The sequence below is a fragment of the Yimella sp. RIT 621 genome (genome assembly GCF_004146205.1).
GTDB lineage: Bacteria > Actinomycetota > Actinomycetes > Actinomycetales > Dermatophilaceae > Yimella > Yimella lutea.
In genome coordinates this window covers 55597-77147 of the sequence record NZ_SEIP01000012.1, presented here as the reverse complement: position 1 = coordinate 77147, position 21551 = coordinate 55597, and the positions used below count along the sequence as shown (strand labels likewise).

At 67.0% G+C, this 21551-nt stretch carries 18 protein-coding genes; 9 read left to right on the top strand and 9 right to left on the bottom strand.

Annotation, left to right across the window (positions count from 1 at the left end; genetic code table 11):
- Positions 1-2 precede the first annotated feature (2 nt).
- On the bottom strand, positions 3-1133 hold the full coding sequence (gene dnaN / locus EU513_RS12335) for a DNA polymerase III subunit beta (protein WP_129626371.1): 1131 nt from the start codon (positions 1131-1133) through the stop codon (positions 3-5).
- A 799-nt stretch (positions 1134-1932) separates the two neighbouring features.
- Entirely contained in the window at positions 1933-3384 is a 1452-nt protein-coding gene (dnaA, locus tag EU513_RS12330) for a chromosomal replication initiator protein DnaA (protein ID WP_205744772.1), read from the bottom strand.
- Between the two features lie 490 nt (positions 3385-3874).
- Here dnaA and rpmH point away from each other — a divergent pair, with 490 nt between their 5' ends.
- From rpmH to EU513_RS12290, 8 genes are all read left to right on the top strand, one after another.
- Complete coding sequence (gene rpmH, locus EU513_RS12325) at positions 3875-4012, top strand: 50S ribosomal protein L34 (RefSeq protein WP_129626369.1); 138 nt, start codon at positions 3875-3877, stop codon at positions 4010-4012.
- Positions 4013-4064: 52 nt separating this feature from the next.
- The gene (gene rnpA / locus EU513_RS12320) at positions 4065-4439 is read left to right on the top strand and encodes a ribonuclease P protein component (protein WP_129626367.1); all 375 of its coding nucleotides are present in this window, start codon (positions 4065-4067) and stop codon (positions 4437-4439) included.
- A complete protein-coding gene (yidD, locus tag EU513_RS12315) occupies positions 4436-4696 on the top strand; it encodes a membrane protein insertion efficiency factor YidD (protein ID WP_129626365.1) in 261 nt (86 codons plus the stop codon). Before rnpA ends, yidD begins: the two co-directional genes overlap by 4 nt.
- A 22-nt stretch (positions 4697-4718) precedes the next feature.
- Positions 4719-5747: a membrane protein insertase YidC gene (gene yidC / locus EU513_RS12310; protein WP_129626363.1), complete on the top strand. Its 1029-nt coding sequence runs from the start codon at positions 4719-4721 to the stop codon at positions 5745-5747.
- A 96-nt stretch (positions 5748-5843) separates the two neighbouring features.
- The gene (locus tag EU513_RS12305) at positions 5844-6344 is read left to right on the top strand and encodes a R3H domain-containing nucleic acid-binding protein (protein WP_129626361.1); all 501 of its coding nucleotides are present in this window, start codon (positions 5844-5846) and stop codon (positions 6342-6344) included.
- Between the two features lie 5 nt (positions 6345-6349).
- Positions 6350-7087, top strand: coding sequence for a 16S rRNA (guanine(527)-N(7))-methyltransferase RsmG (gene rsmG, locus EU513_RS12300; RefSeq protein ID WP_240796040.1), 738 nt, complete (start codon positions 6350-6352; stop codon positions 7085-7087).
- A 1-nt stretch (position 7088) separates the two neighbouring features.
- On the top strand, positions 7089-8243 hold the full coding sequence (locus EU513_RS12295; protein WP_129626359.1) for a ParA family protein: 1155 nt from the start codon (positions 7089-7091) through the stop codon (positions 8241-8243).
- A 260-nt stretch (positions 8244-8503) separates the two neighbouring features.
- Positions 8504-9517 (top strand): ParB/RepB/Spo0J family partition protein, encoded by a 1014-nt coding sequence (locus EU513_RS12290; protein WP_129626357.1) that lies wholly within the window; start codon positions 8504-8506, stop codon positions 9515-9517.
- 86 nt (positions 9518-9603) lie between these two features.
- Here EU513_RS12290 and trxA read toward each other — a convergent pair whose 3' ends face one another.
- The 7 genes from trxA to EU513_RS12255 form a co-directional block, all read right to left on the bottom strand.
- On the bottom strand, positions 9604-9927 hold the full coding sequence (trxA, locus tag EU513_RS12285; RefSeq protein WP_129626355.1) for a thioredoxin: 324 nt from the start codon (positions 9925-9927) through the stop codon (positions 9604-9606).
- Positions 9928-9987: 60 nt separating this feature from the next.
- A complete protein-coding gene (trxB, locus tag EU513_RS12280; protein ID WP_129626353.1) occupies positions 9988-10932 on the bottom strand; it encodes a thioredoxin-disulfide reductase in 945 nt (314 codons plus the stop codon).
- Between the two features lie 105 nt (positions 10933-11037).
- Positions 11038-12180 (bottom strand): hypothetical protein, encoded by a 1143-nt coding sequence (locus EU513_RS12275; RefSeq protein WP_129626351.1) that lies wholly within the window; start codon positions 12178-12180, stop codon positions 11038-11040.
- A 398-nt stretch (positions 12181-12578) separates the two neighbouring features.
- A complete protein-coding gene (gene sigM / locus EU513_RS12270) occupies positions 12579-13139 on the bottom strand; it encodes an RNA polymerase sigma factor SigM (protein WP_129626349.1) in 561 nt (186 codons plus the stop codon).
- On the bottom strand, positions 13136-16975 hold the full coding sequence (gene murJ, locus EU513_RS12265; RefSeq protein WP_129626347.1) for a murein biosynthesis integral membrane protein MurJ: 3840 nt from the start codon (positions 16973-16975) through the stop codon (positions 13136-13138). The genes sigM and murJ overlap by 4 nt, the downstream gene beginning before the upstream one ends.
- Positions 16965-19445 carry a DUF6049 family protein gene (locus EU513_RS12260; RefSeq protein WP_255407464.1) on the bottom strand — a complete coding sequence of 827 codons (2481 nt, stop codon included), beginning with the start codon at positions 19443-19445 and terminating at the stop codon, positions 16965-16967. Before EU513_RS12260 ends, murJ begins: the two co-directional genes overlap by 11 nt.
- Before the next feature lie 28 nt (positions 19446-19473).
- The gene (locus tag EU513_RS12255; RefSeq protein ID WP_129626344.1) at positions 19474-19953 is read right to left on the bottom strand and encodes an NUDIX hydrolase; all 480 of its coding nucleotides are present in this window, start codon (positions 19951-19953) and stop codon (positions 19474-19476) included.
- A gap of 58 nt (positions 19954-20011) precedes the next feature.
- On the opposite strand from EU513_RS12255, the gene EU513_RS12250 reads away from it, so the two are divergent.
- On the top strand, positions 20012-21550 hold the full coding sequence (locus tag EU513_RS12250; protein ID WP_129626342.1) for a CCA tRNA nucleotidyltransferase: 1539 nt from the start codon (positions 20012-20014) through the stop codon (positions 21548-21550).
- Position 21551: the final 1 nt, after the last annotated feature.

Genomic DNA, 21551 nt, shown 5'->3' with positions numbered 1-21551 from the left:
GGTCAGCTGGCGAAGCGGACCGGCATCAGCACGTAGCGGAAGCTCTCATCGGCCTCGCCGTCCTGCTCGGCCTGGCCCGACATCACGGCCGGACGGCTGGGCTGGGTGAACGACAGGCGGACGAAGTCGGTGCCGACGGCGCCGAGGCCGTCGAGCAGGAACTGCGGGTTGAACGCGATCTCGATGTCCGGGCCGGTGAGCGTGGCCTCGACGGCCTCGCTGGCCTGGGCGTCGTCGCCCTGACCTGCCTCGATGACCAATTGTGCCTCGCTGAAGCGCAGGCGCACCGGAGTGTTGCGCTCGGCGACCAGCGAGACGCGCTTGACCGCCTCGGCCAGTTCACTGGTCTTGATGACGGCGCTGGTATCGACGCTGGTGGGGAAGATCGAGGTGACCTTCGGGTACTCACCGTCCAGCAGCCGGGTGGTGGTCTGGCGCTGACCGGCCTCGAACCCGACCAGCCCCTCGCCACCGGCGGCAGTGCCGAGCGCGAGGTTGACCGAGCCGGAGGCTCCGAGTGCGCGGGCGGTGTCGTGCAGCGTGCGGGCCGGGATGAGTGCGACGTGCGAGGCGTCGGTGGCGGCCGGCTGCCAGGTGAACTCGCGCATCGCGAGGCGGTAGCGGTCGGTGGCCAGCAGCGTGACCTTCTCACCCTCGATCTCCATCCGGACGCCGGTGAGGATCGGCAGCGTGTCGGAGCGGTCGGCCGCGATTGCGACCTGCGACACGGCGCTGGTGAACACGTCACCGGCGATCGTGCCGGAGGGCTCGGGCGAGGTCGGCAACGTCGGGTAGTCGGCGACCGGCATCTGCGGAAGCGCGAACCGGCTCGTGCCACACACCACTTCGACCTTGTTGCCGTCGGCGGTGAGCGTGACCGGCTTGTTCTTGAACGAGCGCGAGATGTCGCCGAGCAGCTTGCCGGGCACGAGCACGGTGCCGGGCTCGTCGACGGACGCCGCCACGGTGACCTTCGCGGACACCTCGTAGTCGAACGCCGACAGGGTCAGGCCGTCCTGCGTCGCTTCCAGCAGCACACCGGACAGCACCGGCACCGGCGGACGCGGGGACAGGCCACGGACGGCCCAGGTAACGGCTTCGGCCAGGACGTCGCGTTCGACCTGCAGCTTCACGTCATTCCTTCGATCGGGGTTGGGTGCCCGGGTATCCGGGTTCGGGCGATCTCGTCGATGGCTCGAACCGAGCCAGGCACCACACAAACTGTGCGCCGATGGTAGTCACATCGTCGCAGGCCGAGACTAGCCCTTCCGGCTCGTGCGGACACCACTGCGGGATGACTTCGGATCTGCGCTGATCGCATCCCGGACCTGTCGTTTGTGCACAGCCGATCGCAGTTCGCGGAGCACGGATCGATGGTTGGTAGAAGGTTGGTCGTAGTAGTAGCACCTGTGAAACCTGGGGATGAAGCCCGTTTGTGCAGGTCAGCGGCTCTGTCGGGGTGTTGGTAGTCGTGTGGAAACTTCGTCGATGAACCACCATCGGCTGTGGACGACGATTTCGGCTCCACACCGGGACTGCCGATTCTGTGGATAACCCGGGCCGATTTCCACAGTTTCACCTGGTTATCCACAGGTCGGGTGTGGAACAACGCAGTTCTATCCATGCGGCTGAGTGCCGGCTGAGCGGATCCGATTCTCCACAGGGTGTTGATGACGCGGTGAGTGGTTGCTCGGATATGGCACGTCGGACGCGTCCTGTTGTGCGGCCGTTCATTGTTCTGCGCTGCGGACGATGATCCGCACCGTTTCGGGATTTTCGCCGCCCCGACGCGGGTGGGAACCGAGAACTCCGCGACTGATGGCCATGGTGACCCACGGGTACCCCCACCTGGGGATAACTGTGTGCACAACTCGGGAAAGAACCCCGGTGACCGGATGCGAGCGCGGTTCGGGTGTTGCCCTGGGCTGCGGTTCAGCGGCGTCCGAGCTCGTTCGCGGCGCGACGGATGTGGGACGTCAGCTCGGTGATCTGGTCGAACAGGTGCGGCTTGGTGCCGATCAGCTGACGGATCTTCCGGTCGGCGTAGAGCACGGTGGTGTGGTCGCGTCCGCCGAAATACCGGCCGATCGCCGGCAGCGTCTCGTCGGTGAGCTCGCGACACAGGTACATCGCGATCTGGCGAGCGTTCGCGAGCGTGCGCGAGCGGGAGGAGCCGCACAGGTCGTCGATCGTGACGTCGAAGAACTCCGCGGTCTTGTCCATGATGAGCGACATCGTGATCTGACCGGCGGCGTTGCCGACCATGAGGTCCTTCAACACCTGCGAGGCGCTCTCGACCGTGACCGGCTGTTTGGAGACCGACGCGTACGCGGTCACCCGGATCAGCGCGCCCTCGAGCTCACGGATGTTGGTCGCCACCTTGTCGGCGATCAACGTCAGCACATCGGCCGGCAACTGCATCTTCTCCGCGTCGGCCTTGCGGCGCAGGATGGCGATACGGGTCTCCAGATCGGGCGGGGTGACGTCGGTGGTCAGGCCCCACTCGAAACGTGACCGCAGCCGGTCCTCCAGCCCGTTGAGCTTCTTGGGCGGCTGGTCGCTGGACAGCACGATCTGCTTCTGGCTGTTGTGCAACGCGTTGAAGGTGTGGAAGAACTCCTCCTGCGTCGACTCCTTGCCCTGCAGGAACTGCACGTCGTCGATCAGCAGGACGTCGACGTTGTCGCGGTACCGCTTCTGGAAGGAGCGGCCCGCCTCGTCACGGATCGAGTTGATGAAGTCGTTGGTGAACTCCTCGGAGTTCACGTACAACACCCGAAGCTGCGGGTAGTAGCTGCGGACGTAGTTGCCGATCGCGTGCAGCAGGTGCGTCTTGCCCAGACCGGAGGACCCGTAGACGAACAACGGGTTGTACGACCGTGCCGGCGTTTCGGCAACCGCCTGCGCGGCGGCGCACGCGAACCGGTTGCCGTGCCCGACCACGAACGTCTCGAAGGTGTAGCGGGGGTTCAGGCGGGCGTCGTCCAACTGGTTGACGGTGACGTTCTGGCGGGGCGTGGAGGTGGAGACCTGGAGTTCGGTCTGACCGATGTGCTCGTCGTCCTGCTCCGGCTCGACCAGGCTCGGGCCGTCCGGTTCGTCCTCGGGCTCGAGGGTCGCGAGCGAGGTGTCGACGGTCACGGCAAGGCGCACCGGGTGGCCGAGTTCGGCCCCCATCGCCTCGCAGACGGGGTCGTTCAGCGTCTGTTCGACGAAGACCTTCGTGTGGTCGTACGGAACCGCCAGCAGCGCGGTCTCACCGACGATGCCGACCAGACGGGCGATGCGAAGAAAGGCGCGATCGCGAGCCGGAATTCCTGAATCTTCCAGTCCCAGCAGTGTGGCGTGCCATACGTGGGCCAGGTCGACATCAGGTTCGGTCAAGGCCGGACTCCCCTTCGATTCAGGTGTCTCGTGACGTGCCGAAACCTGGGCTTCTTCGCTGCTTGCACAGGCGGAACATCGGTGACCGGATCTCGGCCGGCAGCCATGGTACGACGATTATCCACAGAGTTATACACAGAGTGTGAGTAAACCGTGACCTGGGCCGGAAGCGCCGACGCTAACAACTCGGACCGGCACCCTGCAACCCGCTCCGGAAGATTCGCGGGAAGTTCACGGCGTGTCGGTTTTGTCGACGTGTCGCGAGATGCTCCGATGGTTCGTTCGGCGCTGATTCTGGACCGGCGCAACCCGTCCCGCTCGCTCGGTTTGACCGGCGCACCGGGCGGGCCGTAAAGTTGTCGACTGACCTTTTGTGTCGTCCCCACACCGCAGTTTCGGCGGTGGCTGACCGCGGTCAGTGTGCGACGGAACGGCACACCACAAGCCAGTACGACGGGCCCCGGCCCGACCCATGTGACGGAGTAATGACGTGAGCAAGCGCACCTTCCAGCCGAACACCCGCCGCCGGTCCAAGACCCACGGCTTCCGCCTGCGCATGCGCACCCGCGCCGGCCGCTCGATCCTCGCCTCGCGCCGCCGCAAGGGCCGCGAGAAGCTGTCGGCCTGAGCCACATCAGCCTCGGCTGTTCGCCGGCCCGGCTCGTATCGGCCGCCTGATCGTGCTGCCGGCCGCGCACCGGATGCGCTCCAGCGCCGACTTCGCAGCTGTCCTGCGGTCACGGACCAGCGGACGCGCCGGTAGCAAGCTGCTGGTCGTGCACCTGCGGATGCCTGAGACCCCACTCAACACCGATGTTGCCGACACGGTCCCGTGCCGTGTCGGCTTCGTCGTGTCCAAAGCGGTCGGTAACTCGGTGGTGCGGCACCGCACGCAGCGTCGGCTGCGCCATCTGATGAACGCTCGACTGGACCGGCTGCCTGCCGGGTCACTGGTCGTGGTCCGTGCTCAATCGGGTGCCGCGACGGCGACGAGCGCCGAACTCGGCGCTGAACTCGACCGCCTGCTGCCGCGAGTCCTGGCCGGTGTGCGATGAACTTCAACAAGATCCTCGCCGCACCACTCATTGGGTTGGTACAGATCTACCGCAAGCTGATTTCGCCGATGCTGCCGCCGACCTGCCGGTTCACCCCGACCTGTTCGGAGTACGGCTTGGTGGCACTGCAGCGATTCGGACCGATCAAGGGCAGCTGGTTGACGATTCGCCGGCTCGGTCGTTGTAACCCGTGGAACCCCGGTGGGGTCGATCACGTGCCCGAAAAGCCCGCCAAGGGCGTACCGCATACTTCATGACATCCGCTGACTGAAGGACATCATGCTCGACACTCTGCTCTTCCCGCTCGAATGGTTCGTCGCCTTCGTCATGGTGAGCTTCCACAACCTGTTCACCGCCATCGGAATGCGGGCGGAGTCCGGCTGGACCTGGGCGCTGTCCATCGCCGGTCTCGTGGTCGTGCTGCGAATCCTGCTGATTCCGCTGTTCGTCAAGCAGATCAAGAGCTCGCGCCGGATGCAGCTGATCCAGCCCGAACTGCAGAAGATCCAGAAGAAGTACAAGGGCAAGAAGGATCCGGAGTCCCGTCAGAAGATGACGGAAGAGACGATGGAGCTCTACAAGCGCACGGGCACCAACCCGTTCAGCTCCTGTATGCCGATCCTGCTGCAGTCGCCGTTCTTCTTCGCGTTGTTCCGCGTGCTGAACAACCTGGACGAGATGGCGGCCGGCAAGCGTGAGCCGATCGGTCTGCTGACCAAGGACCTCGCCAGCCAGGCAGAGACGTCGACGTTGTTCGGCGCGTCCCTGAGCTCGACCTTCCTCGGGTCGGACCAGCTGTCGGTGAAGATCCTCACGGTCGTGATGATCATCCTGATGTCGGTGTCGGTGTTCATCACCCAGCACCAGCTGATGCGGCGCAACATGCCTGCTGCGGCCCTCGACAACCCGATGGCCAAGCAGCAGAAATACATCATGTACATCATGCCGGTGTTCTTCGCTATCACCGGTGTGAACTTCCCCATCGGTGTCCTCATCTACTGGGTGGTCACCAACCTGTGGACGATGGGCCAGCAGTTCTACGTGATCCGCCGCATGCCCACCCCTGGTTCGGACGCCGAGAAGGCCCTCGAGGCGCGTCGCCGCGCCAAGGGCAAGGAGATCAAGAAGCTGTCGATCCCGGGCCTCAACTCCTCCCCGGACGACGATGACGATGCGGTGGAACCGGACGGCGAGAAGGTGTCGCTGACCAAGACCGGCGCCGGATCGTCGGCTGCGAAGAAGAGCGGCCAGCGTGTGCAGCCGGCCAGCAACAAACGTGGCAAGAACCAGAAGCGCCGAAAGCGCTGACCCGATCGACCCCCGGTGGGCGCGTCGGCGTCCGCCCTCATTCCTGATGTTGGAGCGAGTGATCAACGATGATCACCGGCAGAATGCGAGCTGACCATGAGTGACCAGAAGACCCAGACGGACAACCCCGCCGAGATCCTGGAGCGTGAGGGCGAGATCGCCGCCGACTTCCTGGAGAACCTTCTCGACATCGCCGACCTGGACGGCGACATCGACGTCGACGTCGACGGCGACCGCGCGATGGTCTCGATCGTCGACTCCGAGGAGGGACGCGTGCCGCGTCGCCTGGTCGGCAGTGACGGCAAGGTGCTCGACGCGCTGCAGGAACTGGCTCGCCTCGCGGTCCAGGCCGAGACCGGCAACCGCAGCCGGCTGATGTTGGACATCGCGGGCTACCGCGCACAGAAGCGTGAGGAACTGGTCTCACTCGCCAAGGATGCGGTGGCGAAGGCGAAGGACTCCGGAGAGAAGCAGTCACTCGATCCGATGAGCGCCTTCGAGCGCAAGGTGGTGCACGATGCCGTGCTGGCCGAGGGCCTGTCCTCGGAGTCCGAGGGTGCCGAGCCGCGTCGCTACGTCGTGGTGCTCCCCGCCTGATTCACGTGAAACCCGATCGCGAGGTTGAACCCCTCCCCGAGGCGCCGGCCACTGCGGCTGCGTACCTCGGCGATCGTTTCGCGCTCATGCAGCGGTTCGCCGAGCATCTGGCTGACACCGGCGTATCGCACGGACTGATCGGTCCACGCGAGGTACCGCGTCTGTGGGAGCGGCACGTACTCAATTGTGTGGGCGTGCAGGAACTCATCGAGCCCGACGCTCACGTGGCCGACGTCGGCTCGGGTGCCGGGTTGCCGGGGTTGGTCATCGCGATCGCGCGACCGGATCTGCAGGTGACGCTCGTCGAACCGATGCTGCGCCGCGTGAACTGGCTGGACGCTGTGCGCTCTGATCTGCGCCTGGACAATGTCACCATCGTCCGGTCGCGAGCCGAGCAGTGCACCGACCTGGAAGTCGACGTCGTGACCTCCCGTGCTGTCGCCCGACTGGAGACCTTGTCCCAGTGGTCCCTACCGCTGCTGCGCTCAGGTGGTCGGATGCTCGCACTCAAAGGCAGCTCAGCCCAGGAGGAGATCGACGAGGCACGCTCGCAGATCGAGTCCATGGGAGGCTCGGATGTCGAGGTGCTGACCTGCGGAGCTGCGGTGGTCGACCCAGCGACCTCGATCGTCAGTGTTCGAGTACCCCACCGCCTGGAGCGACGGCCGGCCCCGTCCAGGAAGTCCCGGGCGGGCAAGCAGTCGGCCAAGCGAGGTCCCGACCGACAGAACAGGCGGAAGTGAGATGACGGTGCAGAGGCAGACCCCGACCGGATGGCAGGGATCGACTGCTCCCGCTTCACCGACACCGACCGGGTGGCAGGCGCCCGTCGTCACCAACGACGTCCACCACGTTCCTTCCGCTGCGCCGACGCACGACGTTCCACGTGAAACGCCGTTGGCGGACGAGCAGGCCTCCGAGGATCCGTCCGAATCGGTCGAGCCGACCCGCGCGGCCCTCTCATCGGACGACTCCACGTCCGTCCCCGAGGTGCCTGAGACTCCGGTGACGGACGAGGCCGCCGACTCCCCCATCCTCGCCGCGATGGCCGACCAGTCGGTCAGGCGGCAGAAGGTCCTGGCAACAGACGTCCCCCGTCCCGCATCGACCCGGATCATGACGGTGGCGAACCAGAAGGGTGGCGTCGGCAAGACAACGACCACGGTCAACATCGCCGCCGGCCTCGCGCAGAAGGGTCTGCAGGTACTGGTCATCGACATCGACCCGCAGGGCAATGCCTCCACCGCGCTCGGTATCGATCACCACGCTGAAGTGCCGAGCATCTACGACGTGGTCGTGGAGGGCGACGAATTGGCATCCGTGATCCAGCCGTGCCCCGATGTCGCGAACCTGTGGTGTGCACCGGCGACGATCGATCTCGCCGGCGCGGAGATCGAACTCGTCTCCTTGGTCGCACGGGAGAGCAGACTGAAGACTGCCATTGCTCGTCACTTGGAGTCGATGTCCGACGAGCAGCGATTCGACTACGTGCTCATCGACTGTCCTCCCAGTTTGGGTCTGCTGACGGTGAACGCGTTCGTGGCGGCGACCGAGGTGTTCATTCCGATTCAGTGCGAGTACTACGCGCTGGAGGGTCTGTCACAGCTGCTCAACAACATCGAGCTGATTCGTAAACACCTCAATCCGGCGCTGACGGTCAGCACGATCCTGATGACGATGTACGACGCACGGACCCGACTGTCCGCCCAGGTGGCGGCCGAGGTGCGCGAGCACTTCCCGGAGCAGGTGCTCAAGACGCGCATCCCCCGCTCGGTCCGTATCTCCGAGGCCCCCAGCTTCGGACAGACGGTCATCACCTACGACCCCGCTTCGACCGGCGCCCTGTCCTACCTCGAGGCTGCCACCGAACTCGCTCAGGCCGGAGTCGCACCCGCCTGACCAACCGCTGCTTGTTCTTACGTGAAACAGGACAGTTCTGTAGCGCCGACAACTGAGAATCTGACACCCAGCTGATCCCTCCGACAGACATCGCAAGGGTTCGCACAGATAGCGTGTACGCAGCGAGGACGCGCCGGTGTCCGGCGCAATCGTGCGGCGAAAGTGCTGCGTTCCTGTCGCGGCGCCCTTGCTCGTGGTCCGGTTTCACGTGGAACGGGCCGGAGGAGCGCCGTCGACGACGCCGCGTAAACTTGCTCCTCATGAGTGACAAGCGGCAGCGCGGACTAGGTCGAGGGCTCGGAGCCCTCATCCCCACCAGCGACGGAAGTCCGGCGCCGGCTCGGCCGAGTGACGTGTTCTACGGCTCTGGTTTCACGGGAAACCATGCGTCGAACCACTCGTCCGAAGAAAGAACCGCCGAGAGACCGGCTCCTGAAGAACGATCGGACGGCCTCCAGCAGGTGCCCGGCGCCAGTTTTGCCGAGGTACCCGTCGCGGCGGTTCGTCCCAACCCGCGCCAGCCGCGTGAGGTGTTCGACGAGGACGACCTGGCCGAACTGACCCACAGCATCCGTGAGATCGGTGTGCTCCAGCCGATCGTGGTGCGTCCGCTCGCCGAACCCGAGGGTTCGATCACCCATGAACTGATCATGGGTGAGCGCCGACTGCGTGCTTCGAAGGCAGCCGGTAAGGAGACGGTGCCGGCGATCATTCGCAGCACCGGCGACGACGATCTGCTGCGCGACGCGCTGTTGGAGAACTTGCACCGCAGCCAACTCAATCCGTTGGAAGAGGCGGCCGCGTACCAGCAGTTGTTGGACGACTTCTCCTGCACCCACGACGAGCTCGCCAGTCGAATCGGCCGTTCCCGTCCGCAGATCTCGAACACCATCCGCTTGTTGAAGCTGCCCCCGCTCGTCGCCCGACGAGTCGCGGCCGGTGTGCTCTCCGCCGGACACGCCCGGGCACTGCTCGCGCTGCCGGATGCTGCGGCCATGGAGCGTCTGGCCCAGCGCATCGTCGCCGAAGGCCTGTCTGTGCGTAGCACCGAGGAGATCGTGTCGCTCGGTGGCCAGCAGGAGAAGGCCAAGCGTGCATCGTCGACGCGTAAGGATGTGCCGGAGTATGACGACATCGCTTCGGGACTTGCGGACAAGCTGGACACGCGGGTGACCATCACTTCGGGCCGCTCCCGGGGCAAGCTCACCGTCGAGTTCGCCGGAGCGGACGACCTGCACCGCATCCTGGACGCACTGGGCGTCAAGACCGACTGAGCGTCCGTCCAGTTCGTCCCGAGAAACGCCGAAGGCCGCTGTCCCCCAGGGGGATTCAGCGGCCTCCAGTGTTCGGTTGGTCGAGTTCAGCCGAGGTAGTCGCCGAGTTCCTTGACGAGCTTCGGCTTCGGCAGCGCGCCGACGAGGGTCTTCACGACCTCACCGTTGACGTACACATTCATCGTCGGGATGCCGGTGATGCCGTACTTCGCCGACACCTTCGGGTTCTCGTCGGTGTTCAGCTTCACGATCTGGATACCGTCGTGGTCCTTGGCGATCTCCTCCAGAATCGGGGCAACCTGGCGGCACGGGCCGCACCACGGCGCCCAGAAGTCGACGAGAACCGGCTTGTCGTTCTTCAGCACGTCCGCGTCGAAGGTCGCGTCCGAGGTCTGCTTGATAGCACCCATGGGTGAATCTCCAATCAGTTGGTCAGTGAAAACAATTGTGGATGAATGGAATTGGGAAGATCAGTGGCCGACTGTGTCGGCGAGGTAACGCTCTGCGTCCAGCGAGGCGGCACAACCGGAACCGGCGGCGGTGATCGCCTGACGATAGGTGTGGTCGACCAGGTCGCCGCACGCGAAGACGCCGGGGATGTTCGTATGGGTGGAACGGCCCTGCACCAACACGTAGCCCTCGCCGTCGGTTTCGACCTGTCCGACGACCAACTCGCTACGCGGGATGTGCCCGATGGCGACGAACAGGCCGCTCACCTCGAGTTCACTGGTGTCGCCGGTGACGGTGTCGCGCAGGGCGAGCTTCTCGACCTTGGAGTCGCCGGTGATGCCGACGACCTCGCTGTTCCACGCGAACCGGATCTTCTCGTTGGACAGAGCTCGCTCGGCCATGATCTTGGACGCGCGCAGTTCGTCGCGACGGTGGATCATCGTCACCGACTTGCCGAAGCGGGTCAGGAAGGTCGCTTCCTCGACTGCGGAGTCGCCACCGCCGACCACTGCGATGTCCTTGTCACGGAAGAACGCACCGTCGCAGGTGGCGCACCAGGAGACGCCGTGGCCGGACAGGCGCTTCTCGTCCTCGAGCCCGAGCTCTCGGTAGGCCGACCCCATTGCGAGGATCACCGCGTGTGCCTTGTGGACGTTGCCCTCACCGTCGGTGACGGTCTTGATGTCACCGGTGAGTTCCATGGCGGTGACGTCGTCACGCACGAGTTCGGCGCCGAAGCGCTCGGCCTGCGCGCGCATCTGTTCCATCAGGTCCGGGCCCATGATCCCGTCGCGGAATCCCGGGAAGTTCTCGACCTCTGTGGTGTTCATCAGGGCGCCGCCGGCCGTCACCGAACCCTCGAAGACGAGGGGTTCGAGGTTGGCGCGGGCGGCGTAGACCGCGGCGGTGTAACCGGCGGGCCCTGATCCGACGATGATGAGGTTGCGCACCAGGTCGTTGCTCACGGAAGAAATGCCCCTGTCGGATCGGCTGAAGACGGCGATGTGCTCAACCGATGGTAGGCGGGAATCATTCCCCCACCGATCACCGGGTGAGCACCCGCGAGCAGGTCAGACCTGGGTGGGACCGGCGACCGGCGCCTGGTTGGAATCGCAGTTGCGGTTGAGTACCCAACCGGTCGACTTTCCGTCCTTGGTGACGACGACGACCAGGGCCGGCTTGCTCTCGTACCGGGCGATGTCGATGGTGATGCGAGAGGACTCGTCCAGCACTCCCTTGCCGATGGCGGACGCGCAGCTGAGCGCGCCGTCCTTGGTCGCCACCGACCCCAGCTTGTTCGCGTCCGCGGGCGCCAGGCCGGGCCCGACGTCCGCCTTGGCGAGCGCGGCCGCGTCGGTCCGGAACGACGCCGCGGTGTAGTTCTTCTCCGAACTGGTGACGTGCACCTTGTCGGCGACGTTGGTGCCGTCGACCGACTTGGTGGGCACAGCCTGGGTGGGCGGAGCGTCGTTGTCCATCGACTGGAAGGCACCGAAGGCGATCACACCCGCGACAGCGGCCGCAGCCGCGCCACCGACCAGCCGCAGCATGCCGGTGCGTCGAGTCGCCGGCGGTGTGGACGCCGCCCGGGAACCACCGGTACGGCTGCGCAGCGGGGTCACGTTGTCCGGGCGCTCGTCGCGTCGGCCGGCTTCATGGGCCAGCGCAGCCTCGACGCGGTCGGCGACCGAACTCGGCATGGGCCCGGGGTCGGGCAACTCGCGCAGCAGATCGCGCATTCCGGTCGGGTCGGCGTCGTGCGCAGTCGCGCGCTCGTCGGCCAGTGCGAACTCGATGCGCTTGGACACCGCATTCGGCATCGGACCCGGGTCGGGCAGTTCACGCAGCAGGTCGCGGATTCCACTGGGATCGGCGTTCTCGTCCGTGCTGTCGTCGGTCGACCGGTGGCCCGATCGCTGCGCGGCGAACGCGGCGAGGATGCTGTTGGTGACGCCTGCGGGCATGGGGCCGGGGTCGGGCAACTCGCGCAGCAGTTCACGGACGCGCTCGTCATCGGACGGTGCGCCGTAGTGGTCGATGTCGACGCCATGCAACTCGCCATCGGCAGGAGTGCGCTCCTGGGCGAGCGCGTCACGAATACGGTCGGACACGTCGGCGGGCATCGGGCCGGGAGCAGGCAGGCCGCGCAGCAGTTCGCGGACGCCGTGCGGGTCGTCCTCGAACGCAGCGTCAAGCCCCTGAGGTGGCTTCATGCTCACGTCGTTCCTTCCGTGATGTCCGTCGTCCCGGCGCGTTCACCGGTCCGAGTGACTGCAGCACAAGGGTGTGCTCCAGGCCTGTCAGGTGGTCCGACGTTCCCAGGTTCCGGTTCGGTTCCGTGCGGGTTCAACTTTTTTGTCGTCCGATGTCATCGGCCCGCCCGCGACGATCCGCCCGGGGCCGTCAACTCCGATGCGTCAAGCCGGCAATGGTTCCCGTAACGCCGATCACCAAGTCTTCACGATCGCCTTCTTCGACGTTTCCTACCTGCCCGAGGTGCGCGATGTGACGGTCGGGGCACTGCCGGACCTGGTCACCTTCACCCCGTCCGGCGACCGCTTGCTGGTGGCCACGAAGGCGAGCCGGAGGGCTACTGCGCAGGTCAGACCGGTCAGCGGACGTAACCCTCGCCGTGCTTGTCGACCAGCAGTTCGGCCAGTGCGGCACGTCCGCGCGCACAGCGTGACTTGATCGTGCCCTCGGCGACCTCGAGCACCTCGGCAGCCTCGGCGACCGACATGCCCTGCATGTCGACGAGCGTGAGCGCCAGCCGTTGCGCCTCCGGGATCTTGCCCAGAGCTTCCTGGACGTCCAGTCGGACGACCGTGCTGGAGTGCTCGTCGCGGCGGTCGGCGAGCTCGTACTCCGGCAGTTCGGAGGTCGGCTTCACCCGGCGCAACCGGTCGAGGCAGGCGTTGACGATGATCCGGTGCAGCCAGGTGGTCACCTGCGCGTCGCCGCGGAAGGAGTCGGCCCGCCGGAAGGCGGAGATGAAGCCGTCCTGGACGGCGTCCGCCGCCAGTTCCGGGTCGCGGCAGGTGCGTACGGCGACAGCCCACATGCGGTCCTTGTGCCGCTTGAACAGCTCGCCGAAGGCGTCTGCGTCACCGGCACAGTGGGCCGCGAGCAGGTCACGGTCCGTCCGCTGCGCCAGATCCTCCAGGTGCGTCACGAAAGAACCTCCACCTCTGCGATGCGCTCCCGGAAACCACCAAGGTTGCCGGCGGCCAGTTTGGTCACCCAAAGGATGACGTACCGGCCGGTCACCGGGGTCTTTCCCGTGACCGTGTACTCGCCGACCTTGTCCGTCATCTCACCGAACGGCTGCAGCCCCTCGACGGAATCCTTCCGGTCGGTCACGAAGACCTGGATGGTCGACGGGTTGTTGACGGTGTGGATCTTCACCGATCCGACCTGTGTCGGCTTGCCCAGGTCGAGCAGCAGTCCGGCGCCCTTCTTGCGCCCGCCCTGGTAGTCGGCGCGGCCGTAGACCTGGGACATCCACACCGTGTCGACGTTGCCGTCGAGGACGTTCCTCGCCAGTTCGTTGCGCTCGTCACCATCGCCCTGCGGGTCGAAGCTGGTGACCGACTGAACGGGAAGCTTCTGACCACGGGGAGTCGACGGAGTCGAGGGTGACGCAGCGCCGGACGTGCCGGATCCGGACGGCGCGGACGTGGTGACGCCCGGACGCTGTGAGGCACTGTCGGCGTCGTCCCCACCACCGGTGAACAGGCCTCTGATACCGATGATGCCGAGCACCAGCGCAGCCACCAGGAACGCCGCGACGATCGCCAGAGCCAGCTTGCTGGTGTCGTGGTCGGGGTCGTCGTGGCCGGTGTTGAGCATCGGCAGCGGCGGGTCGAGTTCACTGAACGACGGGTCGTAGTCGTCGTCCTCACGGCGCCGGTCGGCCATCGCCGTTGCGTCGAACGTGTGGGTCGCGTCCGGGTCGGTCGGCGCGGGGGTGAAGTGCGCGGTGTCGTCGCTGCTGTCGTCGATGCCGTTGTGGTCGGAGCCACCTGCCACCGAGGACGGGCGACCCGTGGCGGCGCTCGCACCCAGCGCAACCGCACCGGCCGCACCGGCGGCGCCCGTCTTGCCGGCGCCGGTCTTGCCGGCACCGGCCTTGGACAGTTCGTCGGTGTTGTCGGGTTTTGCCGCGACGCTTTTTTCCTGGGGTTCGTCGCGCACGATCTCCGACGACCACGGCGCCAGTTGTGCGGCGAGTTCGCCCGGCGTCCGCGGACCCGCGTCGTCGCCGAGCACCGCGAGGCACAGGGAATTCATGTCCTTGGGGACGTTGCGGCGTAGCGAGGTCGCCGGCGCGACGTCGCCGTCGGAGTTTCGGGCCGCCGACGGCACTCCGCGAACCTCGTCCTCGCCCGGCCACTTACCCGTCAGGGCCGCGTACAACACCTGGACGAGCCCGACGGTGTCCTGGCGGGACGCGTCGGCCGACGGCACGTCATCCGCACCGGCGAGCGCGGACTCGGTGGCGGTACCGAGCACGTAGACCGAACCGTCGCGTCCGCGGACGATCTCGTGCGGTGTGAGCGCGAGGTGGTGCAGACCGCGACCGGCGGCAACGTGCAGACCGGTCGCTGCCTCGCCGACCATGCGGCGTGCCTCCTCGGCCGGCAGCGGCTCGAACTGGAGCATCGACGCGATCGATTCCGAACCACCGAGCGCTTCGGACACGACGTAGGAGATGTCGTCCTGGGTGCCGACGTCGAGAACTCGCGGCAGGTGGCGGTCCTCCACGGCGGCTGCGCGGCGCGCGGAGTCGAGTGCTGCGGCAGCGTGTTCGCCGTTCGCGTCGAACACAGTGACCGTGACGTCGCGGCTCAGCGTCTGGTCCGTCGCGGTCCAGACCTGCTTCAGATCGGTGGACGCGAAGGCCTGACGCACGAGGTAGCGGCCGGCCAGTTCCTGGCCGGACTCGATGCCCTGCACGTGTTCTCCCTCATTCGTGGACCGGTTGGTCGCAGCCGTCTCGTGAGCACCTGTCGGCGTCTCCCCTGCCGCAGCCTGGCCCATCCTAAGGTTCGTCGGCGCGTCCGCCGCGGACCGTGGGTTCTCCGGAGAGCCGTTGCGGGTGTGGCTCGGAGTGTGATCGTCGGAGTTCGGCCGGTCGACGCGGGCAGTCACCCGCGGCAACGGCATCCGCAGGTCGAGCGGACGGGCCGAACCCGAGTAGTCCTGGCCGCCCACGGGGACGGTCTGCGTCGAGTCGGCGTCAGGGGTGAAGTAGCGCCGTTCCGGTGGAATGGCCGCCTCAGCGACCGTTTCACCGGTCGCGGCCTCGTCCAGCAGCTGTTCTGTCTGTTCGTTCTGCTCGGGCGTACCGGACTGCGGTTCGGCCGGTGTGGCGGCGGGTGTGGAGGCGGGTGTGGAGGCGGGTCGTGCGCGGCCGGGGATTCGGGACAGCACCGGGTCGAGCAGCTGGTTGATCTCGCTCACTCCGAACCGGCGGCCGAGGGTCATGTAGACCAGCAGGAACAGCCCGCCGCCGACCAGGACGGTGACCATGTTGCCGGTGCGTCCGTCGCCCAGCACCGACTCGATACCGAAACGGGCGATCGCGGCCACCAACGCCGCCACGATCGCGGCGACCGTCAGACGCAGGTAGGTGCGTACGGCCCCGGTGATCGGGATGTGTCCGATGCGGCGCTGCAGCAGGAACCAGCCCATCACCGCCTGCACCAGGTAGCTGACCGATTGCGCGAACGCGACGCCCGGGCCCATCCAGGCGTTCGGCAGTAGGAGCGCGAACATGGTCAGCACCACGGCTACCGCGGTGCAGCCGAGCTGCATCCAGAACGGCGTCTTCGCGTCCTCGTAGGCGTAGAACACGCGCTGCACCAGCACGCACACGGTGAACGGCACCAGACCCAGCATCATCGCGATGGTCATGGTGCCGATCGCGCCGCCGTCGACCGGACCCCAGACAGCCTCGGTGAGCGGACGCACCAACACCAGCGAGCCGACGGTGACCGCGATGCTGGCCAGCGACGACAGTCGCAGCCCGGTGTCGAGGTCGTCCTTGACCGCCGTCGTGCGTCCTTCCGCGGCCGCGTGGGACAACCGCGTGTACAGCGCGGTGACCAGGCTGATCGTCACGATCGAGTGCGGCAGCATGAACAGCAGGAAGGCCGTCTGCTGGGCCAGGGTTCCGCCGAACCCCTCCGGCACGGCGTTGAGCACGTTCGTGCTGACGATCAGACCGAACTGTTGGACGATGACCGCGGCGAACGCCCAGATCGCGATGGTCGAGGCCGTGCGCAGCCCGACACCGCGGAAGTGGAAGTTGGGTCGGAAGGTGTACCCGGCACGGCGCAGCGGGATGATCAGCACGAGCGCCTGGGCCACGATGCCGAGCGTGGCGCTACCCGCCAGGACCGCGATCATCTTCCAGGTCCACCGCTCGGGGTCGGCGACCTCGTCCGGGTGCGTGCCCAACCAGAACCAGACCAGGCCCGCGATCGCGACGACGTTCGCCAGCACCGGCGACCACATGAACGCACCGAACCGGCCGCGCGCGTTGAGGTTCTCGCCCAGCAGCGTGTAGATCCCGTAGAACATGATCTGCGGAATGCAGATGTAGGCGAACGCGATACCGAGCGTCGTCGGTGTGGCGCCCGAGAAGTCCATGACGAAGTACGCCAGCGGGGCTGAGACCGTGAAGACGATCGTCACCACGAGCAGGATCGACATCGCCAACGTGAGCAGCTTGTCGGTGTAACCCTGGCCGCCGTCGTCGTGCTTGAGCGCCCGCGCCATCTGCGGCACGAGCACGGCGTTGAGCACCCCGCCCGCGAGCAGGATGTAGATCATGTTCGGCAGCGTGTTCGCGGTCGCGAAGGCGTTACCGACCGGCGTGGTCGCGCCGAGGACGCCGGCCAGGAGGATCGTGCGGACCAGACCCAGAACTCTGGAGACCATCGTCCCCGCGGCCATCACCGCGCTCGAACGCAGAACGGACGGTCTGGATGCCTCAGCGCTCATCGGGTGGTGATGCCTTCGTGGTCGGGGACTCGTCGTCGGGGTCCAGCTGCCCGATGCGACTCGGCGCGGTCGCGACGATCGCGTCCGGCGGGGTCGCCTTGGTGCTGGTCGGATCGAGCGTGGTGCGTCGCGGGCCCTGGCGCAGGCTGCGCCACAGGCCGAAGATCAGCACCAGCCCGCCCACGATACCCAGCACCCAGTAGATCCAGGTGGACGTCGGGCGCACGTTGATCTCGAGTTGGGTCACCTCGTTCGCGTTGCCTATCGGTGCACCGTCGGCGTTCGTCAATTGGGCGTCGACCTGGACGCGTCCGGGCGAGATCGCCTCTACCTCGCTGCGGACGGCGATCCGGGAGTTTGCCGGCAGGTCCAGCGGCGCGGGCTGACTGCCGATGCGCAGCAGGTACTTGCGGGGTTGGAGTCGTAGGACGACGTCGTGCACGTCGCGATTGAGATCGTTCACGATCGTGATCGCCAGGCGTCCTGAATCGGCGAAGAAGTTCACCGTCGAGGGGTTGACGCTGACCTTGCCCGAGATCGCTCGCAGCGAATCGGACTGGGTGCGGCTGACGATCTGCAGGGCGCCCGGGTGGCCGCGCCACCGTGTCGAGCCGATGACATCGAGGGCACGATGACGGGCGTCGACCACATCACCGGAGTCGACCAGGATGGTGCCGAGGGTGTTGACTCGCCGGCGCTGACGCCCCAGGCGGTCGATCAACTCCGGGCTGAGGGCACTCGCAGCCACGGGTGGGTAAGCGGGCCCTCTCGCCGGTGCAGGAAGCAGTGCGGTCGGGCGGGCCTTGGGATCCGTGCCGTTCATGGCACCACCGGCCAGGTCGAAGATCCATGCCGAACTGCGGATCGCCCCGATCGTCGCCTTGATCGCCGCCGGGGACGTCGTGCCCTGCCTCGGGACGGCGACGGTAAGGCTCCGGTCGCTGCCGGGCGCCTGCTGGTAGATCGCGATCGACGACGCAAGGAACTTCGCCGCCCGCAGTCCAGGGTCGCCGCCGGCCGAGCTCACTGTGGCGCTGAGGTCCTCGTGGTACAGCACGACGCCTCCGGTTCCCGCCACCTTCCGGACGCTGCCCGTGACCGGTGCGCTCGGGTCCGCCGCGGCCCGACGCGGCAGCACCACGATCGGGGTCGCCTGTCCGGCCGACGTCCATGCGCCGGCGATCCGGCGCACGTCGCCGGCGCCGACCTCACCCTGGGGCCACACAGCGCGCTGCGTGCTCAGTGCCCGCAGGGCGGGGGGCAGCGGACGACGCAGATCCCGTTGCAGCAAAGCGGGATCGCGCTGGAGCAAGGTCAGCACGTCCGGGTCGTCGTAGCCGCTCCACCAGATCGTCTGGTCCGACGGCAGGCCACGCAGCTTGGTCAGCAGCTCGGCGGTGAGGGTCTCGACGGTGTTGGACGGGATGGGGTCCGCCGGCGGCGGGTCGGTCGGGTCCGAGGTCGGTGTGGACTCGCTCGGATCCGGTTCGCCGCTCGACGCCGTCGCAGAGGCACTCGTGGACGGGCTCGGGTCCGCCGACACAGCGGGCGACGAGGTGGGCGACGAGGTGGCGGACGGTGTGGTCGACGGGCCGGCGGACGGCGTACTGGAAGCAGTGGCGGAGGGCGTGGGGGATGCGTCATCACGCCGGGCCTGGTCGGATCCCACCGAGGTGTCGGTGGACGTGGCCGGGTCGTCGATGGTGCCGGCCGGGACGTTGTCGTCGGCTGCGGCCGGTGGGTCGAGCAGGATCGGGTCGATGAGCCAGGTGACCGGTTGGTCGGCCAGCCCGGTGATCAGCTGATCGATCCTGGAGCCCGGCCCGATCGCGCGGGCCCAGGCCTGGTCACGATCCGGTCCGCTCGGGCCGAACAGCGCGGGATCGGCGGGCAGGGTCAGCGGGATCACCCAGCCGATGTTCAGCGGGGAATCGACTGCGCCGCGCTGCATCTGCAGGGTGGTGCGGGTGAAGGAACGGGTGGACGCGGAGGTGACCGTGCGGCCCTCGGTCAGCCGTAGGGTCATCGGCAGTGCTGCCAACTGGTACTTCCACGGGATGCGTGCCGCCGCAACCTTCACCCGGAAGTGACGGACGGCGCCCGGTGCGATCGCGCCCACCGACACGCTGGCCACCGTCTCGGGTTTTGCCTGGGAGCGTCCGGCCTCCCATGTCGAGACGGCCCCTGGTGTGTCGAGCAGCGCTCCGGACAGAGCCACGTGCACGGTGCCGTCGTCGATCGCGGTGTCGGAGTCGTTGCTGATCGACCCGACGACGTCGACACCGTCGTCCCCGGTGACGATTGGCACGGCGGTCGGATCGAGTCCGATGCGGATCTCGGTCTGGGCCGCCGCCGTCGCAGGTTTCGTGGCCGCGAGCGTCGGCGGGACGGACAGCGCGCCGAGCACCACAAGACACATGACGAGCAGGGACAACGTCCGTGCCCGTCGCGGGAACGAGGAGGGGTGCACGGTCTCCGATCGCGGGTCGATCGGCCGGTCAACCGGCAAGCCGGCGCCAGGCCATGTGGGCGATACGGCGCTCGTTGGCGAAGGTCAGCCGGGAATCGACCTCGTCCAGCCGGAACCAGGCCGCGTCGACGGCTTCCTGGTCGGGGTCGTTCTCGACCGTGATCTCGCCGTCGAGTGCCTCGAGAAGATAGTGGTGCACTCGCTTGTGGATCCGAAATCGAGGGGTGCTGAACCAGTAGTCGATGGTGCCGAGCGTGACCAGGGCGCGACCGTAAATGCCGGTTTCCTCGGCGACCTCGCGCACTGCTGTCTCGACCAGCGTCTCGCCGGGCTCGACGTGACCCTTGGGCAGGCACCATTCCAGGCGTCCGGCTCGGTTGTAGCGGGCAATCAGCGCCAGCCAGGCGGCTCCGGAGCGGACGTCGATCACCACTCCACCCGCGGAAATCTCCTCCAACGACGGCAGTCGCCGCTGCGGGCGACTGGCTCGAGGAACTTGGAGGGTCATTTGTTCACTGTAACCAGGCGATGCGGCCCGGTAGAAGACTTCGACCTAACCTTTGGAGGTGCCCGATCAGCAGTCCCCCTCCCCGACCCCAGAGTCCGCCGCGCCGTCCGCAGCACAGTCAGCGGCGTCGTTGCGCGTTCTTCGCGAGCGTGCGGTCACCCACCTCGCGCCCCATCTGAAGGTGCTCACCGAACTCGGTGAGATCTTCACCGGTGCCGGCCACGAACTGGCGCTCGTCGGTGGTCCGGTGCGCGATGCGTTCCTGGGGCGCGGAAGCGTCGACATCGACCTCACCACGTCTGCCTCGCCGCAGCAGACCGAGGCCTTGCTGAAACCGTGGGCGTCCACCACCTGGGACGTCGGCCGTGACTTCGGCACGATCGGTGCGCAGAAGGGGCAGTGGAAGGTCGAGATCACGACCTACCGCGCGGACGCGTACGACGGCGTGACTCGCAAGCCGATCGTCGCGTTCGGCGACAACCTGAACGACGATCTGATCCGCCGGGACTTCACGGTGAACGCGATGGCGATGCGGCTGCCGTCGCTGGAGTTCATCGACCCCTACGACGGACTCGGTGCGCTGGCCCGCAAGGAGTTGGTCACGCCTGCGCCGGCCGAGGTGTCCTTCGGCGACGACCCCCTGCGGATGATGCGCGCAGCTCGGTTCGTCGCACAGCTCGGCCTCACCGCCGCGCCGTCAGTGGTCGAGGCCATGACCGAGCGTGCGGCCACGATCAACATCGTGTCGCCCGAGCGGGTTCACGACGAGCTGGTGAAGCTGATAGTGGCGCCCGACCCGCGCGCCGGCCTCGAACTGCTGGTCGACACCGGTCTGGCCGAGCAGGTGCTCCCCGAACTGCCCGCGTTGAAGCTCGAGATCGACGAACACCACCGTCACAAGGACGTGTACGAACACTCGCTCACCGTGCTCGACCGGGCGATCGCGCTGGAAGGTCCGCGGGCGGTGGAGGCTCTGGAGTCACCCGCGGTCGTCGATGGACCCGACCTGGTACTGCGGTTGGCCGCGTTGCTGCACGACATCGGCAAGCCGGCGACGCGCAGGTTCGAGTCCGGTGGCGGGGTGTCCTTCCATCATCACGAGATCGTCGGCGCCAAGCTCGCCCGTAAGCGGATGCGGGAACTGCGTTTCGACAAGGACACCATCCGCGATGTCACCAAGTTGATCGAGTTGCACCTGCGTTTCCACGGCTACGGCGGCGGCGAATGGACCGACTCCGCGGTGCGCCGTTACGTCACCGACGCCGGGTCGCAGCTGGCGCGCCTGCACCTGCTGACCCGCTCCGACTGCACCACCCGCAACCGGCGCAAGGCCGCCACCCTCGCGGCGACGTACGACGATCTTGAGCGCCGCATCGCCCGCCTGCTCGAGCAGGAGGAACTGGGCAAGGTGCGTCCGGAGCTGGACGGCAACCAGATCGCGTCCGTGTTGGGGATCCCGCCCGGCCCAGTGCTGGGCCGCGCGTACAAGCACCTGCTGGCCTACCGCCTGGACGCCGGCCCGGTCGGCGAGGACGCTGCGCGCGAGGAGTTGTTGCGCTGGTGGGCCGAGCAGCCCGAGTCCTCGCGAACCTCCTAGT